Source organism: Pirellulales bacterium (assembly GCA_036499395.1).
In the GTDB taxonomy this organism is placed as follows: Bacteria; Planctomycetota; Planctomycetia; order Pirellulales; family JACPPG01; genus JACPPG01.
In genome coordinates this window covers 36,217-62,857 of record DASYDW010000006.1, presented here as the reverse complement: position 1 = coordinate 62,857, position 26,641 = coordinate 36,217, and the positions used below count along the sequence as shown (strand labels likewise).

At 59.4% G+C, this 26,641-nt stretch carries 21 protein-coding genes; 15 read left to right on the top strand and 6 right to left on the bottom strand.

Annotation, left to right across the window (positions count from 1 at the left end; genetic code table 11):
* Positions 1-2,453: hypothetical protein (locus VGN12_01240; protein HEY4308049.1), on the bottom strand; the 2,453-nt coding region annotated here is incomplete at its 3' end.
* A gap of 590 nt (positions 2,454-3,043) precedes the next feature.
* Between VGN12_01240 and VGN12_01235 the strand changes: the two genes are divergently transcribed.
* The 3 genes from VGN12_01235 (at position 3,044) to cysK (ending at position 5,597) form a co-directional block, all read left to right on the top strand.
* A complete protein-coding gene (locus tag VGN12_01235; protein HEY4308048.1) occupies positions 3,044-3,718 on the top strand; it encodes a redox-sensing transcriptional repressor Rex in 675 nt (224 codons plus the stop codon).
* Positions 3,719-3,978: 260 nt separating this feature from the next.
* Positions 3,979-4,410: a universal stress protein gene (locus VGN12_01230; protein HEY4308047.1), complete on the top strand. Its 432-nt coding sequence runs from the start codon at positions 3,979-3,981 to the stop codon at positions 4,408-4,410.
* A 227-nt stretch (positions 4,411-4,637) separates the two neighbouring features.
* Positions 4,638-5,597, top strand: a complete 960-nt coding sequence (gene cysK / locus VGN12_01225; protein ID HEY4308046.1) for a cysteine synthase A — start codon at positions 4,638-4,640, stop codon at positions 5,595-5,597.
* Between the two features lie 100 nt (positions 5,598-5,697).
* Here cysK and acs read toward each other — a convergent pair whose 3' ends face one another.
* Positions 5,698-7,653 (bottom strand): acetate--CoA ligase, encoded by a 1,956-nt coding sequence (gene acs, locus VGN12_01220; GenBank protein ID HEY4308045.1) that lies wholly within the window; start codon positions 7,651-7,653, stop codon positions 5,698-5,700.
* Positions 7,654-7,938: 285 nt separating this feature from the next.
* Between acs and VGN12_01215 the strand changes: the two genes are divergently transcribed.
* Entirely contained in the window at positions 7,939-9,744 is a 1,806-nt protein-coding gene (locus VGN12_01215) for an adenylate/guanylate cyclase domain-containing protein (GenBank protein ID HEY4308044.1), read from the top strand.
* Positions 9,745-9,916: 172 nt separating this feature from the next.
* Here VGN12_01215 and VGN12_01210 read toward each other — a convergent pair whose 3' ends face one another.
* A complete protein-coding gene (locus tag VGN12_01210) occupies positions 9,917-10,633 on the bottom strand; it encodes a DUF1080 domain-containing protein (protein ID HEY4308043.1) in 717 nt (238 codons plus the stop codon).
* Between the two features lie 295 nt (positions 10,634-10,928).
* On the opposite strand from VGN12_01210, the gene VGN12_01205 reads away from it, so the two are divergent.
* The 5 genes from VGN12_01205 to VGN12_01185 all read left to right on the top strand — a co-directional run bounded on the left by VGN12_01205 (position 10,929) and on the right by VGN12_01185 (position 15,903).
* Positions 10,929-11,552 (top strand): (2Fe-2S)-binding protein, encoded by a 624-nt coding sequence (locus tag VGN12_01205; protein ID HEY4308042.1) that lies wholly within the window; start codon positions 10,929-10,931, stop codon positions 11,550-11,552.
* On the top strand, positions 11,545-13,749 hold the full coding sequence (locus VGN12_01200; GenBank protein HEY4308041.1) for a xanthine dehydrogenase family protein molybdopterin-binding subunit: 2,205 nt from the start codon (positions 11,545-11,547) through the stop codon (positions 13,747-13,749). Before VGN12_01205 ends, VGN12_01200 begins: the two co-directional genes overlap by 8 nt.
* On the top strand, positions 13,749-14,741 hold the full coding sequence (locus VGN12_01195; GenBank protein ID HEY4308040.1) for an FAD binding domain-containing protein: 993 nt from the start codon (positions 13,749-13,751) through the stop codon (positions 14,739-14,741). Before VGN12_01200 ends, VGN12_01195 begins: the two co-directional genes overlap by 1 nt.
* Positions 14,742-14,828: 87 nt before the next feature.
* Positions 14,829-15,065, top strand: coding sequence for a hypothetical protein (locus VGN12_01190; GenBank protein ID HEY4308039.1), 237 nt, complete (start codon positions 14,829-14,831; stop codon positions 15,063-15,065).
* Between the two features lie 103 nt (positions 15,066-15,168).
* The gene (locus tag VGN12_01185; protein ID HEY4308038.1) at positions 15,169-15,903 is read left to right on the top strand and encodes a platelet-activating factor acetylhydrolase IB subunit; all 735 of its coding nucleotides are present in this window, start codon (positions 15,169-15,171) and stop codon (positions 15,901-15,903) included.
* Between the two features lie 26 nt (positions 15,904-15,929).
* Here the strand turns inward: VGN12_01185 and VGN12_01180 are convergent, their stop codons facing one another.
* Together VGN12_01180 and VGN12_01175 are read right to left on the bottom strand one after the other, a co-directional pair.
* Positions 15,930-16,691 (bottom strand): polyprenol monophosphomannose synthase, encoded by a 762-nt coding sequence (locus VGN12_01180; GenBank protein HEY4308037.1) that lies wholly within the window; start codon positions 16,689-16,691, stop codon positions 15,930-15,932.
* Positions 16,692-16,817: 126 nt separating this feature from the next.
* Entirely contained in the window at positions 16,818-17,528 is a 711-nt protein-coding gene (locus VGN12_01175) for a class I SAM-dependent methyltransferase (GenBank protein ID HEY4308036.1), read from the bottom strand.
* 405 nt (positions 17,529-17,933) lie between these two features.
* Between VGN12_01175 and VGN12_01170 the strand changes: the two genes are divergently transcribed.
* The 3 genes from VGN12_01170 to VGN12_01160 all read left to right on the top strand — a co-directional run bounded on the left by VGN12_01170 (position 17,934) and on the right by VGN12_01160 (position 21,207).
* A complete protein-coding gene (locus VGN12_01170; GenBank protein ID HEY4308035.1) occupies positions 17,934-19,214 on the top strand; it encodes an MFS transporter in 1,281 nt (426 codons plus the stop codon).
* 264 nt (positions 19,215-19,478) lie between these two features.
* A complete protein-coding gene (locus VGN12_01165) occupies positions 19,479-19,850 on the top strand; it encodes a DUF2089 family protein (GenBank protein HEY4308034.1) in 372 nt (123 codons plus the stop codon).
* Between the two features lie 19 nt (positions 19,851-19,869).
* On the top strand, positions 19,870-21,207 hold the full coding sequence (locus tag VGN12_01160) for a tetratricopeptide repeat protein (GenBank protein HEY4308033.1): 1,338 nt from the start codon (positions 19,870-19,872) through the stop codon (positions 21,205-21,207).
* A 29-nt stretch (positions 21,208-21,236) separates the two neighbouring features.
* Here the strand turns inward: VGN12_01160 and VGN12_01155 are convergent, their stop codons facing one another.
* Positions 21,237-22,682 (bottom strand): AAA family ATPase, encoded by a 1,446-nt coding sequence (locus VGN12_01155; protein HEY4308032.1) that lies wholly within the window; start codon positions 22,680-22,682, stop codon positions 21,237-21,239.
* Between the two features lie 272 nt (positions 22,683-22,954).
* On the opposite strand from VGN12_01155, the gene VGN12_01150 reads away from it, so the two are divergent.
* The 3 genes from VGN12_01150 to VGN12_01140 all read left to right on the top strand — a co-directional run bounded on the left by VGN12_01150 (position 22,955) and on the right by VGN12_01140 (position 26,518).
* The gene (locus tag VGN12_01150; GenBank protein ID HEY4308031.1) at positions 22,955-23,701 is read left to right on the top strand and encodes a phosphoribosylanthranilate isomerase; all 747 of its coding nucleotides are present in this window, start codon (positions 22,955-22,957) and stop codon (positions 23,699-23,701) included.
* A 74-nt stretch (positions 23,702-23,775) separates the two neighbouring features.
* Positions 23,776-25,089: an adenosylhomocysteinase gene (gene ahcY, locus VGN12_01145; GenBank protein ID HEY4308030.1), complete on the top strand. Its 1,314-nt coding sequence runs from the start codon at positions 23,776-23,778 to the stop codon at positions 25,087-25,089.
* Positions 25,090-25,216: 127 nt separating this feature from the next.
* Entirely contained in the window at positions 25,217-26,518 is a 1,302-nt protein-coding gene (locus tag VGN12_01140) for a DUF1015 domain-containing protein (protein HEY4308029.1), read from the top strand.
* Positions 26,519-26,641 lie beyond the last annotated feature (123 nt).

Genomic DNA, 26,641 nt, shown 5'->3' with positions numbered 1-26,641 from the left:
ACGCGCTTCTCGCTCTCGATGTGGCAGCAGGTGTACGGCACCTGCTTCGAATGGCACTCTTGCACCATGTGGCAGACCTTGTACGTGCAGGTCTTCACACACTGCTCGGGGACCATCTTGCAGACCGTGTAGTTGCAGGTCTTGACGCGTTCTTCGGGCACCATGTGGCAGACCTTGTAGGTGCAGGTCTTGACGCGTTGTTCCGGCACCATCTTGCAGACCGTATAGGTGCAGGTCTTGACGCGTTGCTCGGGCACCATGTGGCAGACCTTGTAGCAGCAGGTCTTGACACGTTGCTCGGGCACCATGTGGCACACCGTGTAGGTGCAGTGCTTGACGTGTTGCTCGGGCACCATGTGGCAGACCTTGTACGTGCAGGTCTTCACGCGTTGCTCAGGCACCATGTGGCACACCGTGTAGTTGCAGGTCTTCACATGCTCTTCAGGGACCATGTGGCAGACCTTGTAGCAGCAGGTCTTGACGCGTTGCTCGGGCACCATGTGGCAGACCGTGTAGTTGCAGGTCTTGACGCGTTGCTCGGGCACCATGCGGCATACCGTATAGTTGCAGGTCTTGACGCGTTGCTCGCTCTCCATGTGGCAGACCTGGTAGGTGCAGGTCTTCACACGCTGCTCGGGGACCATCTTGCAGACGGTGTAGGGAATACGCTTCTCATGGCATTCCTTGACCATGTGGCAGACCTTGTAGCAGCAGGTCTTGACGCGTTGCTCCGGCACCATCTTGCAGACGGTGTAGTTGCAAGTCTTGACGCGTTGCTCGGTCTCCATGTGGCAGACCTGGTAGGTGCAGGTCTTCACACGCTGCTCGGGCACCATCTTGCAGACGGTGTAGGGAATACGCTTCTCATGGCATTCCTTAACCACGTGGCAGACCTTGTAGCAGCAGGTCTTGACGCGCTGCTCGGGCACCATCTTGCAGACGGTGTAGTTGCAGGTCTTCACGCAGGTCTCGGGCACATACTTCACGCAGTTGATCTGACGCTCCTGAACTTCAGGCACCCAGACCTTCTTGCAGACCTTCACCGGCGGGCACTGAATCTGGCACTGCTTGACAGGGCCGGGGCAGTACACGCAGCGGCAGCAGCAAGGATCCCACTTCCAGCAGCCGGGCTCCTGCACGCACTTGGTGATCACCTTGCCCGGGCATTCCGAGACTTGGGTATCCCAATGGCCGCAGCAGACCTTGATCGTCTTCGTAAAGTTGACGGGCTTGCAGACCGTGTAGCAGATCTCGCGGGTCTTCGTCTCGTAGACGGGCTTGCAGACCGTGTAGCAGATTTCCTTCGTCTTCGTCTCCCACACCGGCTTACAGGTGGTGTAGTGGCAGACGCGCTCGCGGGTCTCGTAGACCGGCTTGCAGACCGTGTAGCAAATCTCTTTGGTCTTGGTCTCGTAGACCGGCTTGCAGACGTTGTAGCAAATCTCACGGGTCTTCGTCTCGTAGACGGGCTTGCAGACCGTGTAGCAGATTTCCTTCGTCTTCGTCTCCCACACCGGCTTGCAGGTGGTGTAGTGACAGACGCGCTCATGCGTCTCGTAGACGGGTTTGCAGACCGTGTAGCAGATTTCCTTCGTCTTCGTCTCCCACACCGGCTTGCAGACGGTGTAGCAGATGTTGCGCGTCTTTGTTTCGTAGACGGGCTTGCAGACCGTGTAGCAGATCTCCTTCGTCTTCGTCTCGTAGACCGGCTTGCAGACGGTGTAGCAAATGTTGCGGGTCTTGGTTTCCCAAACCGGCTTGCAGACCGTGTAGCAGATTTCCTTGGTCTTCGTTTCGTAGACCGGCTTGCACACGGTGTAGCAGATCTCGCGGGTCTTCGTTTCGTAGACCGGCTTGCAGACCGTGTAGCAAATGTTCTTCGTCTTGGTTTCCCAGACCGGTTTGCAGACCGTGTAGCAAATGTCCTTCGTCTTGGTTTCCCAGACGGGCTTGCAGACGGTGTAGCAGATTTCCTTGGTCTTGGTTTCCCAAACCGGCTTGCAGACCGTGTAACGAATCTCCTTCGTGCGAGTTTCGTACACGGGCTTGCACACGGTGTAGCAAATGTCCTTCGTCTTGGTTTCCCAGACGGGCTTGCAGACCGTGAAGTTCACCGTGCGGTACTTGGTTTCATAGACCGGCTTGCAAACGGTGTACTCGCAATTCCGGTAGCACGTTTCCGGGACGTACTTCACGCAGTCGATTGTGCGCGGTTCGCACACCGTCTCGTAGCACGTCTTGTAGCACGTGTAGTTCTGCTTCTCGTACACAACCTCCTTGCAGGTCTTCATGACCGTGTGGCACTGCTGCTTCGTGCAGCAATAACTAACTGTGTCGCAGCATCCTGCGCAACACTTGAATCTTGCCGCGCCGCACCAACTGGCGTCAGCTTTTTCAGCTGATACCGCCGCCAGCAATAGGGCGAGGATCGGCACTCCCAGAAGAGCCTTCATGTTCCTGTCTCCTCCCAAGGACATTTCTCTGATCGGTGGGCCTGGTTTCAGACGAGCTGCCGCCCGTCTTCACTGCTATCATTCGGCCCGCGCACTCTGCGTGCATTAACAGCTCTGCCTATATTGCGCGGACGACGGTCACGGATAGGTGACCGCTGCCTGTGCAATCAGGAGAACGTTGGGCCGTATAGCCTCCAACGTCGTCAATCTGCGTCGATTGACTTAAATGGATAGACAGAGCTAGATAGCACAATTGAGTGAAATGGGAAAAAATGTACCGACCGCTCGGATCTTTCCAGAGAAACGTCTAGTACCACTTCGACCGGTAGTTCCAATAAAGACAAGCCAGCCCCCGGCCCTCGGCAGGGTGCCCGTAATTGGCAAACGCCTCCCGCGCTCCCCACATCGCGCATCCGGAACAAATTCTCGGCGCCGGGTTCGAAATCGGGCAGTGATCGGCCAAAAACCGTCAAGACAGCAGAACTGCGAGATGCCCGCAGGCTTGCTCGCCCGAGTGGCGTAATTTAGAGTGGGGTGCCTTTGTCGGTCCCTCTGCCTAACCTATTCACGTCGCCGCCCATCAGTTGCGCATGGATGATCCTGCTAGCAATGCAGCCGGTTCAGCCGCCGGTGGGCCGGTCCCCAAGGCCGTGGCCAGCCGGTTAAGTCTCTACCTGCGCGAACTACAGCACCTGATCGAACAGGAAGAGGAGACCACCAGCAGCAGCCAGCTCGGTAGCAAGCTCGGCTTTACCGACGCGCAGGTTCGCAAGGATCTGGCCTACTTCGGCCATTTCGGATACCCAGGCATCGGGTACCGCTGTGACAAGCTGGTGGCTGCGATCAAAAAGATCCTCGGCACCGATCAGCAATGGAATGCCGTGCTGGTGGGGGCGGGCAACCTGGGCCGAGCCCTACTGGGATACAAAGGATTCGGCCGGCAGGGCTTCCGCGTCGCGGCGGCCTTCGACACGGACGCCCAGAAGATCGGGTCGCGTATCGAAGGGGTGGAAGTAGTCGACCTGGAGAAACTTCCAGAATTTGCGAAGGCTCATAGGGTGCGTTTAGGAATCATCGCCGTACCCGCACCTGCGGCGCAGGCGGTGGCAAATCGCCTGGTGGCGGCGGGAGTCGAGGGGATCCTCAACTTCGCCCCGGTCACGATCGATCTACCGGACAACGTCAGCCAGGTCGGCGTCGATCTGGCGATCGAGTTAGAGCAGCTCTCCTTCGCCATCGTCAGCCGAGAATCGCAAGGCATTTGACGCTCGCGGTTCTCTTTGAACGTCGCGTTCTGCTCACCCACCGTTGCAAGAACGCCTCGGCTTCGCTAGAAACGAGCCTTAGTTCTACCCGGTGGTGTAATGGTAACACTAGGGATTTTGGTTCCCTCATTCTAGGTTCGAGTCCTAGCCGGGTAGCTTTTGATATTCCGTCGGTCGCACGCATCGCGGCGCACGATTTGAAGTGCCCCCGTAGGGCCAATTCCTGACGCCGTGAATCATTGCGCAGGAGGGCCGTTTGTATGCACGCCTCGAAGATTCTCTTTCCGACCGATTTTTCTACGCTAAGCGATGCCGCTCTGAAGCATGCCACGGTCTTGGCCCGGGACATGGGGGCGAAGCTGCTCATCGTGCATGTCGAAGAGCCGCCAGCGGCCTATGGCACGGGCGAAATGTATTACGGGATTCCCGACCCAGACGTGCCTGCGCTGCGCAATATGCTTGAGGCCGTGGTACCACCAGATCGAACCGTGCCGTACGAACATCGCATGATTACGGGGGACCCGGCCGATGAAATCGTTGCCTTGGCCGAGCAGGAAAAGGCGGATCTGATCGTGATGGGAACGCACGGTCGCACTGGGTTGGGGCGGCTGCTAATGGGAAGTGTGGCGGAAGCCGTGGTCCGACGCGCTCGCTGCCCAGTCTTCACTTTCAAGGAAAACCAACCGTGCTGATCCGGCGAACTTCGGCCAGCGTTGACCCCTGTTTGCCATTCCCCCTATAATCCGCCGATGTAACGGCCGTTAGCGATACAGGCGGGTGCGCGAAGGCGGCGACGATTGCTGTAACCGGTCGTATCACCGGCTGCTTGCCGGATTCTTTGTCGCTTCGTCGCTGGTCGAAACCGCGTCCGCGCGAGCATTTCGCTGCCGCCGGGTGCTAACTAAAGAAGGAGCCCGTCATGGCCACCGCATCGGAAACCCGTTTGCACGACGAAATCACCCAGTGCATCGGTAATACCCCATTGGTGAAGCTGCGACGGGTTACGGACGGCTGCCTAGCGACGGTGTACGGCAAGCTCGAAAGTTTGAATCCGCTGTGGAGTGTCAAGGACCGGATCGCCGCCGCCATGATCGATGCTGCTGAAAAGCAAGGCAAGATCAAGCCGGATACGGTCATCATCGAACCCACCAGCGGAAACACCGGGATCGGTTTGGCGTATGTGTGCGCGGCGCGCGGCTACAAGCTAGCCGTGACGATGCCCGAGAGCATGAGCCTGGAACGTCGACGCATGCTGAAGGCTTTGGGAGCCGAGTTGATTCTTACACCGGCGGCCGAAGGAATGCCCGGCGCCATGCGAAAGGCTGAAGAACTAGCCGCGCAGCACAAAAACTATTTCGTACCACATCAGTTTAGGAATCCGGCCAATCCCGAAGTCCACCGTAAGACAACGGCCGAAGAGATCTGGCGCGACACCGACGGCGGCGTGGATATCTTTGTTTCCGCGGTCGGAACCGGAGGCACGATAACCGGCGTCGGCGAAGTCCTTAAGCAACGCAAGCCGAGCGTGCAGATCATTGCCGTGGAACCGACCAATAGCCCGGTTATTACGCAGCGCCGCGCCGGCCAAGAACTCAAGCCTGGCAAGCATACGATCCAAGGGATCGGTGCCGGCTTCATCCCCGATGTTTTGAACGTCGAGATCATCGACGACGTGGTGTTGGTTACCGATGAGGACGCGATGGAAACTTCGCGGGAAATGGCCAAGCTCGAAGGATTCATGTGCGGCATCAGTTGCGGTGCTGCCGCCTGGGCGGCGATCCAGGTCGCTAAGCGGCCCGAGAACAAGGGGAAAATGATCGTCGTCATACTCCCCGACCTGGGCGAGCGCTACCTTTCGACGAAGCTGTTCCCGGAATGAAACGAAGTGCTAAGCGCGCAGTGATGAATGACGAGTGGGTTAGGTGCGCTCGAGCTAGTTGTTTTTGACCGCACTAATCGGTTTCCATTCAGCGTTTACATCACTCGTCGTCCTCGCGCAGCTTGGCTAGCACGCCGTAATCTTCAAGTGTCGTCGTATCGCCGACGATTTCCTTGCCGGCCGCGATGTCGCGCAGCAGGCGGCGCATGATCTTGCCGCTGCGCGTCTTGGGCAGGGCGCTCGTAAATCGCACGTCATCCGGCTGGGCGAGCGCGCCGATCTCTTTCCGTACGTGCTTTTTCAACTCGTCGCGCAGAGCGTCCGTGGCTTCACCACCTTTTAACGTGACGAACACTGCGACGGCCTCGCCTTTCACTTCGTCCGGGCGGCCGACAGCAGCGGCCTCGGCCACACGCGGATGACTGACCAGTGCGCTTTCGATTTCGATCGTGCTCAAGCGATGGCCAGCGACGTTTAAAACGTCGTCGATCCTCCCCATGATCCAGTAGTAGCCATCTTTGTCTTGGCGCGCGTTATCGCCGGCCAGGTAGTTGTGGGGAACTTTCTGCCAATACTGCTCGGCATAGCGATTGTCGTCACCCCAGATGCCGCGCAACATGCCGGGCCAAGGCTTCGTAATGACGAGCCAACCTCCCTGGCCTGCGTCGACGGGTCGGCCACGATCGTCGACGATCGCCGGTACGATTCCGGGCAGTGGTTTGGTGCAACTTCCCGGTTTGGTTGCAATGGCGCCAGGCAGCGGGCTCATCATGATGCCCCCCGTTTCGGTTTGCCACCAGGTATCGACGATCGGGCAGCGTTCACCTCCAATTTTGCGGTGATACCACATCCAGGCTTCGGGATTGATTCCTTCGCCGACGGTGCCTAGCAGCCGCAAGCTGGAAAGATCGTGCCCATCGACCCAGCGATCGCCCCATTTGATGAACGATCGAATCGCCGTTGGGGCCGTGTAAAAGATCGAAACCCGATAACGCTCGATGATTTCCCAAAAGCGTCCCTCATCCGGCCAATTGGGCGCGCCCTCGTACATCAATACGGTCGCGCCGCAGGAGAGAGGTCCATATACGACGTAGCTATGGCCCGTGATCCAGCCGCAATCGGCGGTACACCAGTAAACGTCCTCGTCGCGAATGTCGAACACCCATTCGGTGGTTTTTTTCGTGAACAATTGATAGCCGGCCGTGGTGTGCTTGATCCCCTTGGGCTTACCGGTCGAGCCGCTGGTGTAGAGGATGAATAACGGCGTTTCACTATCGAGCGGCTCAGCCGGGCAATGGGCCGACACTTCGGCCATTAACTCGTCCCACCAATGGTCGCGTCCTGGCTTCATCGTTACTTCATTGCCGATGCGGCGCAGCACGACGCAATTCTCGACCGTGGGGCTTTTGGACAGCGCTTCGTCGACGTTGGCCTTCAGCGGCAATTGCTGTCCGCGGCGCCAACCGCCGTCGGCGGTAATGACCAACTTCGCTCGGGCGTCGTTATTGCGGTCGGCAATTGCTTCGCTAGAGAATCCACCAAAGATCACAGAATGAATCGCCCCGATTCGCGCGCAGGCGAGCATCGAAATCGCGAGTTCCGGCACCAGCGGCATGTAGATCGATACCACGTCCCCTTTGCGAATCCCTAGCTTCAACAGGGCGTTGGCGAACTTACAGACTTCGTGGTGCAGCATCTGGTAAGTGAGGACGCGCGTGTCGCCCGGCTCACCCTCCCAGATAATCGCGGCTTTGTTGCCCCGCGGGCCAGCCAAATGCGCATCAAGGCAGTTGTACGAGGCGTTGGTCTGCCCGCCGACGAACCACTTGGCCAGCGGCTCGTGCCACTCGAGCACCTTCTGATACGGTTTGAACCAATGCAGTTCGCTGGCGAACTTGGCCCAAAAGGAGTCGATGTCGGCCGCCGCTTCACGCCACATTTCATCGTAAGCGGCCAGCGAATCGATCCGCGCCTTGGTAGCGAACTCCTTCGGTGGCGGGAACAGTCGGTCCTCGTGCATCACCGTGTCGATTCGCCCGCTCGACTGTGCCGCCATTACTCGTCTCCTGGGGATGCGCCGTCGTAGAGTGAAACTGTAAGACCGTCGCGCGGAAGTACGACTTAGAATCGGTTCGTCTCGCGTCACCCGCCCGCTGACGCGCGACCGCTAAAGGATTTTGGAGTCTAAAAGTGCCGTGACGGGGTGTCAACGCATCGCAATATTACCGGGAAAACCGGTAAAGTCGCCGGAAGTTGGGTTTGCGTCAACCGGCCCCCGCGTCGTAGTCTTGAGGGCGGTGGAATTGCGCTCGCAGGTAGCTGTTAGGGAACTGCTACTGGAATGACGCGCGTCGACGGGGTTTTGACGACGGCGGGCCGAGAAATGCTTCGCGTTACGATTCACAATAACCGCCAACAACGGCAAATCTCGCACGCCGCGGGACCACTCGAGTTTGGCCGTGTCCTGCAAGGCTCGCTCGAGCGGGTCGTGATCGACGATCCCTTTGTTTCACGAGATCAGCTACGCGTTACCGAAACCCAGGGGCGGCTGCGCGTCGAAAATCTCAGCCAACACACGCCAGTCCACGTCATCGGATGCGAAGCACAACTCGGCGTCAACTCAAACCGTGACTTTGACCTGCCGCTGGAAGTCACGATCGGCACGACACGTATCCGTTTCGAGGTCGAACCGAACCAGGATGGCCCGCGCTCCTGGCAGACCATTTTGAAGCCGGCCGGCGTGACCGAGGATCGCGTCGTTCCTTTGAATCTGGTCGACCATCGTGACCCGATAACGCCCGAACGCCTGACGCAGTGGTTCGAGACCGTGATCTCGGTACAGCGTGCCGCGGCAGGCTCGGCCGAGTTCTATCAGGAGACGGTCAAAGCAGTCGTTCAACTGGTCGGGCTTGACGGAGCGCAAGTGTTGTTGCGCCACGGCAACGAGTGGGAGGTCGTGGCCAGTTTCGCCCGCCGCTCTGGGCAGCCCTTGGACTTCAGCCGCACGGCTCTGGCGCACATGGTCGAGGAGCGGCGAACTTTTTTTCGCACGCTCGACGTGGCGACCACGCAAAGCCTGACGGGCATCGAGGCGGTCGTCGTATCGCCCATCTTTGATCCGCAAGGCGAGGTCGTCGGCGCCGTTTACGGTCAGCGCTACCGGATGCTAGGGACTGCCGGTTCGACAATCGAGCCGCTGGAAGCACAGCTTGTGCAACTGTTGGCCGCGGCCGTTGGGGCCGGCCTTGCGCGGCAACAGAAAGAGGCGGAAGCCGCGCGATCGCGCGTCCAGTTCGAGCAATTTTTCTCCTCGGCGCTGGCCAATCAATTACAAGCTGATCCGACGCTGCTCGAAGGACGCGACCGCGAAGTTACGGCGCTATTCAGCGATATTCGCGGATTCTCCAGCCTTTCCGAACGGCTTTCGCCGGAAGAAACCTGCCGGCTGGTCGGCGATGTGATGGAGCGTCTTACAGCGAGGATTGCCGATCATGGTGGAGTAATCGTCGACTACATCGGCGACGGGTTGTTGGCCATGTGGAACGCTCCGGCGATTCAGACGGATCATGCCACGCTCGCCTGTCGTGCGGCGCTGGCGATGATCGAAGAGCTGCCGGCACTGAACAAGGACTGGCAGGGAATCCTCGGCGCGCCCCTCGGCTTGGGACTGGGAATAAATACAGGGGTCGCCCGCGTAGGGAATATTGGCAGCCGACGGCGGTTCAAGTACGGTCCGCTCGGCCATGCCGTGAATCTGGCCAGCCGCTTAGAGGGACTAACGAAGCACCTGGGCGTCGCGGCGCTGGTCAGCGAATCGACCTGGCGCAAGCTCGGCGGCGCGTTCGCGACGCGCCGATTGTGTCGCGTTCGGGTTGTTGGCATTGCCTCGCCACTGGACGTTTTCGAGTTGCATTCCGCCGCGGCCGAAGACCCGACCTGGCTAGCCCAGCGTGATGCCTACGAATCGGCTCTGCAACAATTCGAGACGGGTCATTGGGCCGAGGCTTGCCGTATGCTTTATCCGCTCGTGGCTGACCAGCCAAACCGCTTCGACGTGCCGAGCCTGACGCTAATCGGACGTGCCGTAGAATGCCTGAAGAGCCGCCCTGCGAAATTCGAGCCGGTGCTCGACTTTGTGCATAAGTAAGTTGGGTCGCTTCGGCAGCCGTCGTTGCGCTACTCACACATCAGAATTGTCTGGCAGTGACGCGTTAAATTGCGCCGGTACAAATAAAAACCACCGAGCAAAATCGGCGGTTGGATATCGCTGAAGCTTGAACCTCTGCGCAATGGGAGTGGCACCGCGGTTTCGTTTTAATCTACTTAAGTTCGCGGATATAGATGTTCTTGAAATACAAGTGGTTGCCGTGGTTCTGAAGCTCGATCTGGCCGGTGGGGTAGATCGGTTTGTCGCGCTCCCAGTAGTTTTCCAGTACCACGTTGTCGACGACCAACTCCTCGTTCAGCCAGACGCTGACCTTGTCGCCAACCATCTTGATGCGGAAGTGATTCCATTCGCCGATTGGTTTGTCGGCCACATTCGAGGGCTGCGACGGATTCTCTTTCTTCTGGTTATTGAAGAGGCCGCCCGAGCCGACCCCCTTCGCCACGTTAGATGCGGGATCCCAGATTTGCACTTGCGGGCTGCCACGCAGATAAATACCGCTATCGCCGTCGGCCAGAATTTTCCAATCGCAGAGCAATTCGAAGTCGCCGTAATCCTTGGCAGTGCAGAGACTGCGCCCCTTGCCGTCGAACTCAATGACGCCGTCAACCGCCATCCAGTGCGCACGCATATCCTCGTCCGCCTCTTTTTGCGCGGTGGCCAGATCATTGGCCGATGCTTGCGCACGCTTTGCCGGGTTTTGTAGATCTCCCTTGGGTAATCCTCTCCATCCGGTCAGGTCTTTGCCATTGAACAATGCCACGAAGCCCGAAGGAGGCTGATTGTCGGCTGCCTTGGCTTCAAACGACAAGGCAATCGCAAGGACGCCAGTGAGCGACAAGATACGTCGAGAAGTCGCGAGAAATAGCATGCGGGTTGATCCACAGTTGGGCGTGACGGCCGGTCGATCGAGCGCGAATACGTGCTCGCACTATCGTGCGGTCGCTGAGGGTGAGATGTTGACATGGTAGGCAGGCCTGTTGCGCCTCGCAAGTCTTGGTCCCTGGGGCGATTCACCGATTGATTATTTGCACCGCTACGCCAACCTTGTACAATCGCGAGCGCAAAGCGGAAGGATCCTTTTCAACTCTAGGGTCAATCCTTCCCAGAAATTTCGCTTCCGAAATCCACGGTCTTCAAACTCTGACCAGCGGAGGTCTCTTCTGATGAAGGATCAACGACCCTCCCGCGCCGGCGAAAGCGGCTTTAGTCGCCGGGCGTTCTTGCAAGGTTCCGGCGCAGCGGCGGCAGCCACGGCTTTGGCCGCCGGCAGCGGCGTGGCCGAAGCGGCTGACGACAAAACGAAAGTTTTGGGTCCCGGCCCAACGGCTATCACATTGAAGGTCAACGGCGCCGATCGGCAAGTCACGGTTGAGCCACGTACAACGCTACTTGAAGCTTTGCGATTCAAGTTGAATCTGACAGGTGCGAAGCCCGTCAGCGTCGACGACTCCAGCGGCGCGAGCATGGTCATCATCGACGGCAAACCCGCCAGCGCAAACACGATTCTGGCCGTGGCTTGTGTTGGGAAGAAAATCCAAACGGTCGAAAGCCTGGGAGGTAGCAAACCCGATCCCGTCGTCACGGCATTTCTGCATAACGATGCCATGCAATGTGGATTCTGCACACCTGGCTTCGTCGTGGCAGTGCGGGCCTTCTTGGACAAGAATCCCAAAGCGACCGAAGATCAAATTCGCAAGGGCCTCAACAGCAACCTCTGCCGCTGCGGCACGTATGCCAATGTCATTCAGGCTGCCCTGGAAGTGGTGAAAGGAGGCTCGCGTGGCTAAGAAGTACAGTTGGCCGGATCGTGGCACGACGGCGCTTTTGGGGAAGCCGCAGGATCGAATTGACGGCATTGCCAAGGCCACCGGTGCGGCGAAGTACACCTACGATGTGAACTTCGACAAAATGCTGATCGCCCGCGTGCTTGGTTCGCCCCACGCGCACTGCAAGATCAAGTCGATCGACTTTAGCGCCGCCGAAAAGATTCCGGGCGTCGTTAAGTGCATGGCGATGAAGGAGCCTGGCAACGAAGTCCGTTGGCAAGGAGACCCTATTGCGGCCGTGGCCGGCGAAAGCGAAGGGGCCGTAGCCGAGGGCCTGAAAGCCATCAAAGTTGAAATCGAGCCGCTCGACGTCTACGTCAAAGACGCTGATCTTGCTGCCGCTGAAGCAGCGGGCCGCACAGGTAAGGTCGCCAAGAATGTGCAGCTCGAGCGCGAGGCTGGCGACGATGATGACGAGGACAAATTCGCCGAGCAAGAGATCGAGCGGCTGCTCAAGGAGTCGGCCGTCGTCGTCGAAGCGCACTATGGCATCGACGTCATCACGCACATGTGCCTCGAGCCTCACGGCGCTACTGTGCAGTGGGAAGGCGACAAGCTGAACGCTTATCTGTCGACGCAAAACGTGTCGGGCACGGCCGGTCAGTTTGCCAGCCCTCTGGGAATTACCACGGGTGACGTCACGGTGATTTGCGATTTCATCGGCGGCGGATTCGGCAGCAAGTTCCAGGTCGACAATTTCAACGTTACCGCGGCGAAGATTGCCAAAGAGGTCGGCCGGCCCGTGAAGTTGATGCTCGATCGCGACATCGAGCTGAAAACGGCAGGCTGCCGCCCCAGTGGCTATATCGACGTGCGGATCGGCGCCGACAAGGAAGGCGTCGTCACAGTTTGGGATTCGCAGCATTGGGGCACGTTTGGCGCGACGGCCGGTGGCGTCGATCAGGGCGTTATTCCGTACGTCTTTAATCCCAAAAATCGCCGCCGCCGCGCAACGCCCATCATCACTAACGCTAGCCCCTCGCGGGCCTGGCGCGCCCCGAATCATCCGCAAGCGTGCGCGATGAGCCAGACCGCGTACGACGATATCGCCGCTAAGCTCGGCTTGAACAGCTACGACGTCTTTCTGCGGAATCTGGCGAGCGTCTCGAACGAAAAGCAGAACGTTTATCAGGCCGAAATGGAGATCGCGGCCAAGCTGATCGGCTGGAAGGATAAATGGCACCCCCATGGCAAGGGACCGAAAAAGGGGGCTGTCGTCAGCGGCCTGGGAATGGCCATTCACACCTGGGGTGGCGGTGGGCAACCTTCGAACACGAATATCACCATTCATCCCGACGGCGCTGTCGAGGCCACACTCGGCAGCCAGGACTTAGGCACTGGCACCCGAACGGCGATCGCGATCATTACGGCCGAGACGTTCGGATTGCCGCTGGCCGGCGTGAAAGTGAACATTGGCAGCTCGAAATATCCCCCCAGCGCTGCCTCGGGTGGAAGCGTCACGATCGCCAGCGTCAGCGAATCGACGCGCCGCGCGGCGCAAGACGCGCTTTTAAAGATCTTCGAGCTGGCATCCAAGAAGCTCGAATCCGAGCCCGAGAATCTGGAAGCGAAGGATGGCCGCATCCAGGTCAAAAGCGACACCAAGAAGTCACTCTCCTGGAAAGAGGCGTGCAGCCTGTTGGGCATGATGCCGCTCGAGGTGAAAGGCGAATTCAAACGCCGCGACGACCAGGGCCTTTCCAGTTCGCAGGTCGGCGGTGTGCAGATGGCCGAGGTCGAGGTCGATCGTGACACCGGCGTCGTACGAATGAAGAAATTCGTGCTCGTCCAGGACATGGGACTGGTAATCAACCCCAAATGTGCACAGAGCCAGATGTACGGTGCCGCGATCATGGGTATAGCTTATGCCCTTTTCGAGCAGCGTATTCTGGACCCGACGACCGGGGCTTTCCTGAATGCCGAGATCGCGGATTACAAATTGCCGCGTTTGGGCGACGTGGGCGAGATCGTCGTCGAGATCTACCAGCCGGACGACGAATACAATCGCGGTGTCGTCGGCTTGGGCGAGCCGCCGGTGATTAGTCCTGGGGCTGCCATCTCGAATGCCGTTTGTAATGCGTTGGGCGTGCGCGTGCCGGTTCTCCCACTAACTCCGAAACGGGTCCTCGAGGCCTTGGAAAGAGCGAGGAAAGCCTGATGAAACCATTTGAATACGCGGCACCAACGGATGCTGTTGGCGTCTTGGAACTCCTATCCGACGACAGCGAGGCAACGGCCCTTTTGGCCGGCGGCACGGATCTGGTCCCTCTCATGGCGAAGATGATCGTCACGCCAAGGCGCGTGGTGAACATTACCGAGGTAGCCTCGCTGCGCGGCGTCTCCAGTGACTCGCAAGGGGTTTCGATCGGCGCCACCACGACGCTCGATGAATTGCTCGAAGCGCCGGAACTCGCCGATTTTCCCGCGATCCGGCAGGCCATCGACGGGATCAACAGCGATACCCTACGCGCCCAGGGGACTCTCGGCGGTGAGTTGCTGCAACGTCCGCAGTGCTGGTATTTTCGCGGCGGGCATGGGTTGCTGGCCGAAAGCGGTCACCGCATCGTTGCAGGGGATAGCCGGTACCATGCGATTTTTGGCAATGCCGGGCCTGCGAAGTTCGTTTCGCCGTCGCGGATCGCGCCGGCGCTAATCGCCTTGGGAGCCCAGGTGCGCATCATCGGGCCCAGCGAGCAGGACGAGACCACAATACCGGTCGAGGCCCTGTTCCGCACCCCGCGCGACGGGCGTCAGCGTGAGCATGTGATTGGCCCAAATCAGTTGCTGACGCACATCCTGCTGCCGGCCGCTGGTTGGGTCAATGGCACGTACGAAGTGCGCCAAACCGCCGGGCCGGACTTCCCGCTCGTCAGTGCGGCAGCCGCGCTAAAAATCGAAAATGGAATTGTCCGCGACGCAAACATCGTGATCGGCCAAGTGGCGCCGACACCTTGGGTATCGTACGCCGCGGCGCAAGCCATGGTCGGCCAGTCGGTCGAATTCGATACGGCCAGTTCGGCCGGCGAAGCCGCGGTTGAAGCCGCGACACCGCTGACGGATAACGGCTACAAGGTGCAGCTAGCCAGCGTTGCCGTGCGCCGCGCGATTCTATTGGCCGCGGGGCTCGAAACTGGCGGATTCGAGATTTAATGCGACGGTCGAAAGTTTGTACATACCGAGTTGCGATCAGACGGACTTTGTTCGAGCGGATTCGATTCTACAGCAAGGGAATTCAGCATGTCGATTCTCGATAGTCAATCTGCTGCGGGTGCCGAGGCGGGTGCCGCTTGTCAGCATTTGCGCTCGAAAGGGATGTTCATAACTGGTTGCCAGAACCCCGCGGTCGAAGACGGCCAGGTCGGCGATGGGCACTGCTGGTGCAACCTGACGCAGCACGTACTCGGTCCGGATGATGACTTCGTCGCGCGACGGATCTGCATTGCCGGGCGGCAGTGCTTCGTGGCCACGATCTAGACCGATTTTGATGGAATGGCTTGATCACCGCTGCGCTATCCCTCCGTATCAATCTTGATTCTCACGTTCCTGCCAGAATTCCTTCCTTCTGTGGAGTCTCATCATGCGGCGTCGTGTGCTTGCGATCTGTTTCGTTGCTTTGGTTGGCACCTACTCGTCGTTCGCCGCCCGGGCCGAGGATAAGCCGCCGGATACCGTGGTGCCGGTCGCTCGTGAAGCCGGTTGGATGAAACGGCACGATTCGATCAACGATCGGGCTAAGCAAGGGGATGTCGATCTGATCTTTCTGGGCGACTCGATCACCCAAGGCTGGGAAGGCGCCGGCAAGGACGTTTGGACGAAGTACTACGGTGACCGCAAGGCGATGAATGCCGGCATCGGCGGCGATCGGACGCAGCACGTGTTGTGGCGTCTCGAAAACGGCAACATTGCCGGTATTAAACCGAAGCTGGCCGTGATCATGATTGGCACCAACAATTCCGGCACCGACACCTCGGAAAACATCGCGGCGGGCATCAAGGCGATCGTCGCCAAGCTGCGCGAGAAACTGCCCGCCACCAAGATCCTGCTATTGGGTGTGTTCCCGCGCGGAGCGAATCCCGAGGATAAGAATCGCCTGGTGAACATCAAGGCCAACGAATTGGCCAAGGCCGTGGCTGACGACAAGAACGTCTTCTATCTCGATATCGGTCCGAAGTTCCTCGCCGCGGATGGCACCCTCTCGAAGGAGATCATGCCGGACCTGTTGCATTTGAGCCCGCAAGGGTACGAAATCTGGGCCAAGTCGATCGAGCCGGCGGTCTGGGAACTGCTGGGCGACAAGCCGCACGGAACTTAGTCCGGCAGGCCTTCGACGGAATGCCGTCACTCTCCGTTGTCCCTATTCAGGGATGGCGGGGGAGTTCGGTTACCGAATCGTTCTTGAATTCCGAGATTAAAGATCACGCGCACGGCGTTCCAAGCCTCGTGCGCGTTGATCTTTGAGTTTCCTTTGACACGATCGACAAACGTTATCGGAGTCTCGACGACGCGACAGCCAAGTCTCGTGACACGCCACAGAAACTCTTCATGAAACGAATAGCCGCGGGAAACCATCTGGCTGAAATCCAGTTCGGCCAACTTCGCCACTCGGTAACAGCGAAATCCGCCGCTGCAATCGTGCGTGCGCAATCTCAACATCAACCGCGTATAGGTGTTCACCGCCCGGCTCATGAGTCGGCGCTTGAACGGCCATCCTTCGACGCCGCCGCCGTGTACATAACGCGAGCCGATGACGACATCCGCGGCAGGATCGCCCTCAAGGCCGGACTGTAGGCCGCGAATGTAACGCGGCGAATGGCTGAAGTCGGCATCCATCGACAGTACGGTGTCGTACGCGTTATCAATCGCGTAACGGAGTCCGGCCAGCACTGCGCTTCCTTGCCCTTGTTTGCCAGGCCGGGCAAGTAATTTCAATCGCGGTTCGCGTACGGATCGTTCTTGGACCCAGGCGCCTGTCCCATCGGGAGAGCTGTCGTCGACCACCAATAGATCGACCTCGGGAGCCTGTGCGAATATCTCATCGATTAGCGCCGGCAGATTCTCACGCTCGTTATAGGTCGTGACGACCACCAGGTTCCGGGTCATGGTTCGCTCGCGAGGCCTGCGGTTAGCCCCGCGGCCAGTCAAAGAGCCTGTCGCCGTAATTCTGTCGCGACGATGGCCGCGCCTGCGCGTCGCCGCATAGCAAAGCGAGGCGCAAGCAGCGCGAATTCAATCGTGGCGCGGGCGAGCGACGACGGCCAGCCCGTTTCCCATCCCCAGCGTCACGGTTCCCAAGGGGAGCACGTGAACATCCTCGATTGCGAACACATTGGCGATGGTGGAGAGCATCGCCCGGCAATCGAAGCCCAGGTGTGAGTAAATATAGCTGCAATTATTCAGACTCGCGCTAGGCTGACGCGGTACTGGCAGGCCGAAGAAGGCCCGGGCCGTGCTGGTGAGTGAGGGGTAGGGGTCGCCGCCGGTCGTGATGCGATAGACATTTTTGGCCAGTGACATGGCGCCATGCTCGATCGGAAATGTGAACAGGCACTGTCCGTCGGCCGCCAACGCCACGCGAATATCTAATAGCGCCGCCTCGAGCTCGACGGGGGGCAAGTGTTCGAGTACTTCCAGGCAGGCCACGCGATCGAAAGCGCCTGGCAACAGGTCGAGCGAGTTGCTGACCAGCACATTCGTGCAATCCGCCAGTCGGCGCTGCGCCTGGCGAAACAAATCCTCGGCCGGATCGAACGCCACGATCTGGGTCGAGGGATAGGCCGCGCTGATCCGCCGCGTTAACTCGCCGCTACCGCAACCATAGTCGAGAATCCGGCTACGGCGTTTGACGTCGAGCAGCTTGACCGACGCATCCAATCGCGACCGATGCAGCCACCGCTTCACGAGATTCCGGCTGTTGACGGTACTCTTCGAATAGTCCACTGCGCTGGTCCTTGCTGGCCCCGTTGACGTCCATGTCATACCCCACGGGTCGAAGATACTAGCAGGCGACGCGCCGGTATGTCCACCGCGGTCCGCGCCAGGAATTTCCCCGCAGAAAACGGAGGATCACTACCCCTTATGGGCGTGGTCGCCGAAGCAGCGAATTTGGCCAGTTTTGCGAACCAATTACCGTGATTTGCTGTCAGAACAAGCGTTTTAGTAAATGAAGCAAGTTACGCCGTGATCGCAATTGCCAGAAGCTAGCCGTTTTTCGACGCTGCCCTGCGTTGCGGGCTAGCTTATAATCCACCGGCCTTGTTGTCCCGGCCTTCCTCTTCAAACCCCTCCATGATCTGTCGCGCTTCGCATGCTGAATCCTCCACGGTCGAATCGTCGTCCGCCGCTATGGCGAGACGCGAAGTCGGCCGCGCGCAGCAAAACGTTCAATCTGATGGTGCCACGTACGATCTTGCCTTCTGGCTGACCTACGTGGCCAATCTGTCGATCATGATTGGCCACAGCCTGCTCTTTCGCTACGCGGACGTGGTCTTCTTTCTCGGTGGCAGCGAACTTCTGCTCGGCACGATCGTCGGCGTGGGCATGGTCGGTAGTCTGGCCATGCGCCTTGCCCAAGGAATCGGCATCGACCGTTACGGTCCCCGGCGGATGTGGATTATTTCGGGATTGCTGTTCGTCGCGAGTTGCCTGGGGCATTTACTGCTCACACGCGCCGATAGCCCGTTGATCTTCGTCTTGCGCATCGGCTACGCCTGCGCGATCGCCGGGTTTTTCGGGGCATCGATCACCTTTATCTCGTCGCGCGCACCTGTTTCGCGCATGGCGGAAATGGTGGGCATGCTGGGCACGTCCGGATTTTTGGCGATGGTGATTGGCACCTGGCTGGGTGACGTCATGATAGGCGGCGCGCCGATGACGTGGCCCCGAATGCAGTTGATGTTCGTTGTGTGCGCCGTGCTAGGAATGATCAATGTCATTCTGGCAGCCTTCGCAACGCGCCATCAACATTTCCAACCACGCACTCGGCACGCTTCAGCGTGGGGACTCTTGCGGCGCTACCATCCAGGGTCCGTATTACTCGTGTCGGCCGCAACGGGTTTTGGGCTGGGGTTACCCGGCACGTTTCTGCGACCGTATGCCGAGTCGATGAACATCCCCGGCATTGCGCTCTTCTTTGCCGTCTATTGTCCGACAGCATTCGTCGCGAGGTTCCTCGGTCGACGGCTGCCGACGAAAATCGGCAATCGCCGCGTGCTCTTGTTGGGACTGGCTTCAATGGTCACCGGGATGGTGCTGTTCACCATTGCCAGTAATCAATGGCTGCTCTGCCTTCCCGCCGTGGCGCTAGGAATTGCGCATGCCCTGTTGTTTCCGTCGGTCATCGCGGCGGGCACCTCGGTGTTTCCGGCGCGCAACCGAGGTTTGGCCACGACCTTGGTGCTGGCGTTCTTCGATTTGGGAACGCTCGTCGGCTCGCCGATCGCAGGAGGAATCGTTTCGTACGCGGGCCTTGCCGGCATTCCGGCATTCGGCAGCATGTTTGTCGCAGTGGCCGTGATGATCGGCACGTCGGCCGTTGTGTATGCGCTATCGCCCAGGCAGCAGATCGCGCCGGCGACCCGTCCTTCGACGGCTTTTAAGCGCGCGCCAAGCCGGGCAGCAAATTAGAACTGGCACTACGCCATAGCTGCCGGATCACTCGTCCCGCGTTTTCTTCGCGTATCCTGTTTGCTGCACCTACGCTGCGACGAAGTGCCTTCTGAAGTTCAACGGTTTCTTGAACTAGTTGAGGACCCGGATGTCTTGGGCGTCATGAATCGTCTTTTGAACCGAGTTCTACCGTCGCGTTATTTCGTTTTATGAAAAACTATCAACAAATATGTTGATTTTATTGATTTATCGGATAGCATGCAATGCAGAAAGTGGAGTTTCATGCCAGAGGCGAAACGTCCCGTCAGTAATGAATGTCCCTACTGTGGAACGGCGATGACCGTGACGCAGATGAGTTGCGGTCATTGCCGGGTATCGGTGGCCGCAGACTTTCCCATGTCGCGTCTGGCAGACCTGCCCGTCGAGCATCAGCGATTCATCGAAATGTTCGTGCTGGCCGGGGGCAACTTGAAAGAAATCGCGGCGCAGGTCGGCGTTTCGTATCCCACGGTCCGCTCGCGGCTGGATCGAGTCATTGAAATGTTGCGCGGCGAAATCGCCAAGACGCAGCGCGTAGGCGGCAGCCTGTTGGACGCCGTCGAGCCTGGCAAAACCAGCGCGGCCGAGGCCGCACGATTGATCAAACGCATCTGATCTGGTGGGGAAAAAGAATATGTCGACAGATCCCTTCGCAGCGCGAGGCAGCCCGCCAACCAGCGACGGCGTCGACGACCAGTCGCGGCTCGATGATGCGATGCGCCGCGCCGACCAGCTACTTCTTCATTCCTTGCAGGGTGACGATCGTCGTCGCCACCGACGGTTTTTAATTTTCGTTCTCATGGGAGGAGCGGCCATGATTACAGGTCTGTGCGCCATCGCATTGCTGTTTGTCCAGTCAGCAAACGTTCAAAACTCCGATGTCCAGGTCGCCGAGAAAGCCGACACTGGAGTGGCCGCGCAGATCACGACAGCCGAGCAGCACGTCACCCCGGCTGCGGCCATTCAGCTTGCTGCAGACAGGGCGGGCCAACTTTCCATCGAAGGTTGGCAGTTGTGGGGACAGCAAAACTATCCCGCGGCGGCTGCCAAATTTGAAGAGTCGGTGAAGCTCGATAAGCGTAACAGCAACGCCTGGAACGGGCTTGGCTGGGCCAGTTTCAACAGTGGCAACCGCGGCCGAGCGCGCGAAGCATTTCTCGCCGTGATCAAGCTCGAGCCCAAGCATCCCGCGGCGCTGAATGGCTTAGGGCAAATGGCCCTGGCTGACGGCAAATACGACGAAGCCGAAAAGTACTTGTCCAAGGCCGCGCTCGCGCCTGATGCTTCGGCGGCCTGGTACGGCCTGACAAAGATCTACTTGCTGCAGGGCAAGTATGCCGAGGCCGCGAAGTGGGGCAAGAAGACGGTCGCGTCGGGCGATCCCGACGGATCCGCGCAGCGCATGTTGGATGCCGCAAAGGCCAAGGAATTGCCCGACGATCTGCGCCGCGAGCTGGAGCCAATGGCGGTGGCCGAGAACGCTCCTAAAAAATCTGCGGCTCCAGCGATCAACGTCGGCAAAGACGTCGGCCAGGCGTGGCGGCTGATGAATCAAGGTCGTCGCGAAGAAGCTAAATCGCTTTTCACCGCCGTCCTGGCCAAGTCGCCGGACAATGGCGGCGCGCTGAATGGCATGGGCTGGCTGCTCCTGAATGGCGGAGAAGTCGACGAAGCCAAAGGCTACTTCGAGAAAGTCCTTGCCACCGATCCGCTCGCCGGAGGAGCCATGAATGGGTTGGCCAGGGTGCTCAAATCGCAAGGTGACGATGCCGGCGCGATCAAGCTGTGGCAACAGATGGTCGACAAGCTCCCCGGCCCCAATGCCGGCACTTCCGGCCTGGCGGATGTCTACCTGGAGAACGAAGAGTACAAGAATGCACTGCCTCTTTTTGAGCAACTCGCCAAAGCAAATCCCGGCGACGAGCAGACGAAACAGAAGCTCGCCAAGGCAAAAGCAGGCGCGACAAAGTAATTCGTTTGACGCCCGTTGGCGTCAGCCCTTTACCCGCGACGCAACTTCGCGAATAGTTGCGAGTACTCCTGGCGATAAGCCTGCGTCGGGGCAGGGCGGGGGCCGGCGATCGTGACCGGATCATCTTCGACCACGATTAATGCCTCGTCGGTGTCATTCCAGGCCGGGGGAGCCTCGGGCAGCGGTACGACTTTGGCCGTTTGAACGAAGGGCTGCAGCAATTCGGCCAGGATCCGACCTTCCGAACTGTAGACGTGCGGCATCTCGGCCCATACCGAGGCGTGTGCCGTCGAGTAACGGTCGACAATGACCTCTTCTTCGACGAACGGTTCGGCGAACGGATTGGCCGAATGAGCCAGCTCGACGCTCATGGCGCCGCGCGGTTGTACGCGCGTCTCGAATGCTGTGAGGTCGTTGACCGGCAAGCTCATTTTCATGGGTTCCGATTCTTCCAGCTCTTCGAATTCGGGTTCGATTTCATCCAAGCCACCGGCCAATCGCAGGCTGACAGGTGCCATGTCGTCAGCGAGGTATTCCCGCATGATCGGCCCGTCCGCGGCAATGGAGTCATAGTGGTCCTCTTCTTCGGTCTGATCGTCGTCGAGTTGTCCGAATTCGATAACATCGCCTGCTCGATTCGGCTCTGCTGTTCCGCTCCAAGGCGTGGGAAGCTGCTGCAAGTCGGCCCAGGCTTCCTCGATCTGACGATCACTAAGCTGGTGTATGCCTGCGTTGTGTGCGAGGAGCAGTGCATGGTCGCAAAGTTGATTAATCAGACGCGGCACGCCATCGGTCGCGCGATAGGAACTCTCGACGGCCGATTCAGTGAATAGCCGGCGAGCATCGCCCCCCGCCCCGGCTACCTGGGCTCGAATGTACGCCGCGGTTTCACCACGATCGAGCGGCTCGAGATAACACCGCGCGGCAGTGCGCTGACTGAAGGACTCGAGCTTGGGGCTGGCCAGGTGCTCTTCGAGCAAATGGCTGCCGGCCATCACGAAACGTACGCGCGGCTGACCGGCCACGGTGATGTTCGTGATCAAGCGAATCTCTTCCAGCACGCGCGCCGGCAATGTGTGCGCTTCGTCAGCGATCAGCAGCATACCCGCCCCGCGTGCGTCGGCGCGCGTCAAATGGTCGACCAGGGCCAGTCGCATGTCGCCATCGGGCAATCCGCGGCAAGGCAGATCGAGTTCGAAGAGGATCGCCTGCAGCAGTGCTCGCGGCCCATCAATGCGCGTCGTGCCAAGCGTGACAACGTCGCACGCTTCCTCGAATTCATTGCGAAGCATCTGGCAGATGAGCGTCTTACCTGTGCCCGAGGCTCCGACCAGGACTGCCATTCCTTCGGCGCGTTCGATGCAGCGCACCAGCGTGCGGCGGGCGGCCTCGATGACGCGTCCAGGATAGTACTGTTCGATATTGACAGTGGCCGCGAAAGGACGTTTCGTCAAATGAAAGAAAGATTCGTACATCGTTCGCGTGCCTCGGTTATCGTCGCCCCGACAGTTGCTAGCAGCGCACACCGGTAGCCGCCGCCGTAATCAAGAAGCATTACTACATTCGGCAGGCACTCCCCTGGCTCTGCACACGGGAAGGCAAAGCAACCGACCTAGGGCCGGTCCGCCCGTCCTGTTTCGCTTTGACTACATGCTTCAGGGCCGAATGTCGAGGTCGTTCTCCGCTCAGCTAGCACCTGCTGATCATCGCTCGACCACACGTGACGCTAGCACCGGAGTGACGTACAATGGGTGATTCGATTCACGATCCCACCAGTCAGCAATACAAAGTCCAACGCACGGCTCCGCCCATGTTTCGCATCAAGATTTGCGGCATCACACGCGTCGACGATGCAATGGCCGTGATCGATGCCGGCGCGGATTGCATAGGGCTGAACTTCTATAAAGGGAGCCCTCGTCGTGTCGATCTCGAGCGAGCCAGTGAGATCCGGCAAGCGGTCGGCAATCATTTGCTCGTGGCCGGCGTGTTCGTCAATGCGCGAACCGATCGGATCGTCGAGACGGCGCACAAGCTCGCGCTCGACATTATCCAACTCAGCGGCCACGAAACGCCGGACGACGTCGCGGCGCTTGCGATCGAGCTATCCGGCACGCCTGTCATGCAAGCATTGCGCGCCAAAGGAACCGGCCTGACCGAGGTTCGCGCGCACCTCGACGAATGCCGCCGCCTGGTTTGCCTGCCCCGGCTTGTTCTGTGGGATGCCTACGATCCCAAGGAGTTCGGAGGGACCGGACGCGTTGCGAATTGGGACTCGGCCGCGGAATTTGTCCGCGCGGCTGGCCTGCCCCCTTTAATCCTGGCTGGCGGGCTGCGTGCTGAGAATGTTGCTGAGGCGATTGCAGCAGTGCAGCCGCTGGGGGTCGACACGGCCAGCGGAGTCGAAACCGCCCCCGGTGTTAAGAATGCCGAGAAGCTGCGGTCCTTCGTGGCGGCAGCCCGGGCCGCATTCGACAAGACCGGAACGCCTGACTAAGATATTGCGAAAATCGTTCTCGGCCGATTCTCGGCACTCTACCGCATTGCATGCCCCTCACAAGGAGTATATCCGTGGCGCAAATCGAGACGCGTCTGCCCTACAAAGTCGCCGATATGAAGCTGGTCGAATGGGGCCGCAAGGAAATTCAGCTCGCCGAGAACGAGATGCCGGGCTTGATGGCGCTGCGGAAAAAGCATGGCGCCGCGAAGCCGCTAGCAGGGGCGCGAATCGCCGGCTGCTTGCATATGACCATTCAAACGGCCGTGCTGATCGAAACTTTGGTTGAGCTAGGCGCCCAGGTTACCTGGAGCAGCTGCAATATCTTCTCGACCCAGGACCATGCCGCGGCGGCGATCGCCAAGGCCGGTATCCCCGTTTATGCCTGGAAGGGAATGACGAACGAGGATTTCGACTGGTGCATTGAGCAGACCCTGCATTTTGCTGACGGCCAGCCGCTGAACATGATTCTGGACGACGGCGGCGATCTGACGGCCATGGTCCATCAGAAGTACCCTGAACTGCTAGCAGGCATCCGAGGGCTGTCCGAAGAGACGACCACCGGCGTGCATCGCCTGTACCAGATGCACGCCCGAGGGGAACTGAAGGTCCCGGCCATCAACGTGAATGACTCGGTCACGAAGAGCAAGTTCGACAACCTCTACGGTTGCCGCGAGTCGCTGTCCGACGGCATCAAGCGGGCCACCGACGTGATGGTGGCCGGCAAGGTGGTCGTGATCGCCGGCTATGGCGACGTCGGCAAGGGGTGTGCCCGGGCAATGCAGACCCTGGGGGCACGGGTGATCATCACTGAGATCGACCCGATCAATGCCCTACAGGCCGCGATGGAGGGCTTCGAAGTTACGACGATGGAAGACGCCGCTGCACGGGGAAACATCTTCGTGACTACGACGGGCAATCGCGACATCGTCATGGGCGAGCACATGAAGGTTATGCCCAACGATGCCATTGTCTGTAACATCGGGCACTTCGATCTCGAGATCGACATGGCTTGGCTGAACTCGCAGAAGAACGTCAAGAAGGTCGAAATCAAGCCTCAGGTCGACCGTTATACGTTCGCCGACGGTCATTCGATTCTGATTCTGGCCGAGGGACGCCTGGTGAACCTGGGGTGTGCCACCGGTCACCCGTCGTTCGTGATGTCGAACTCGTTCACGAACCAGGTCATGGCCCAACTGGCCCTGTGGAACGAGACCGACAAGTTCCCGCTGGGCGTACACGTGCTGCCCAAGCACCTGGACGAAGAGGTCGCTCGGCTACACCTTGACAAGCTGGGCGTGAAGCTGACGAAGCTCTCGGCCAAGCAGGCCGACTACATTGGCGTCCCGGTCGACGGCCCCTACAAGCCCGACTATTACCGGTACTAAACCGGCAACTGCCGGATCGGGCGAAGGGCCCCTTTGACAAGAAGCCAGGGCTGCGGGATAACACCCGCAGCCCTGTTTTTTTTGATGGGGAGCGCCTCGAAATAACGGATCAAACCCGTCGAGTACCATGCCAGAAATCCAAGCTTTCCGCGGACTGCGTTACGACCTGGGGCACGTCGGATCCTTGAGCGATGTGATCGCTCCGCCCTACGACGTGATCGGCCCGCAACTGCAGGAGCAGCTTTACAAGAACCACCCCGCGAACGTCATCCGGCTGATCCTCAATCGAGACGAGCCCGGCGATGATGCGGCCAACAATCGGTATTCGCGGGCGGCGAAGTTCTTGAAGAACTGGCGTTCCGAGGGGGTGCTGGCCGCAGATCCCCATCCCGCATTGTACGTCTACCACCAGGTGTTCGATTACGCTGGCCGGACGCATACGCGGCGCGGGTTTATGGCCCGCATCCGCCTGCAACGTTTCGGCGAGGGAAATATCTATCCGCACGAAGAAACCATGTCCGGCCCCAAGCAGGACCGTTTGCTGCTGACCCGGGCCTGCAAAGCGAATCTCAGCCAAATTTTTGGCCTGTATCCCGACCCTCAGAACGACGTACAGGGGAAGCTGGAAGCCGCGATCGAGGGAGTCCCTCCGCTCGAAGCGAAGGACCATTTAGGCGTCATTCACCGACTATGGCCGGTCACCGATGTCGCAGTGATTAGTGCTGTCTCGGCGGCGATTAGCCCCAAGCCGGTCTTCATTGCCGACGGTCACCACCGCTACGAAACCGCCTGTAACTATCGCGACGAACTATCGGCCGCCGCTCCGCTCGCGCCCAACAATCCCGCTAATTTCGTCCTGATGATGTGCGTCGGAATGGAAGATCCCGGCATGGTGGTGCTGCCAACGCACCGTCTGTTCCGCGGCCTGCCGGCGATAACTTCGAGCGAGTTAGTCGCCAAGCTCGGTGACGCCTTTACCACGCGAATCGTGGGAGAGGGACCCGACTTGGCCAACAACGTCTGGGAAGAAATCGAGACCGAGAATCACCAGGGAACGTTGGGGCTCTATGCCCACGCGGATGACCGCTGGGTGTTGGCCACGATCACGGATGCCGGCCGGGCACAGATGATGAAAGTCGCCGCCGAGCACAGTGAGCCGTGGCGCGACCTAGGCGTCAGTATCCTGCACCGGTTGGTCATCGACACGATCTTGAGCGGCAAGGACCTGCCAAAGCCGCGTTACGTCCACCTGGTTGAGGAAGTGGTCGAGGGTCTGGAGACCGATGAGTTCCCGCTGGCTGCCCTCGTTATGCCAGCCACGGTCGGGGACATCCAGACGATCAGTAAGCACCAGGAACGGATGCCGGCCAAGAGCACCTACTTTTATCCGAAGCTGCTCAGCGGGCTGGTCATCAATCCCTTGGAATAGCAGGAGTGCTAGCGTGCCCGGCGGCGAATCGAGCACACCGCCGGCTCACTCCCTGACTTTCACAAACCGCCTGTTCCACGTGAAACGCGGAGAGGCGGTAATTTCAATCGTGTAGTTTACGTG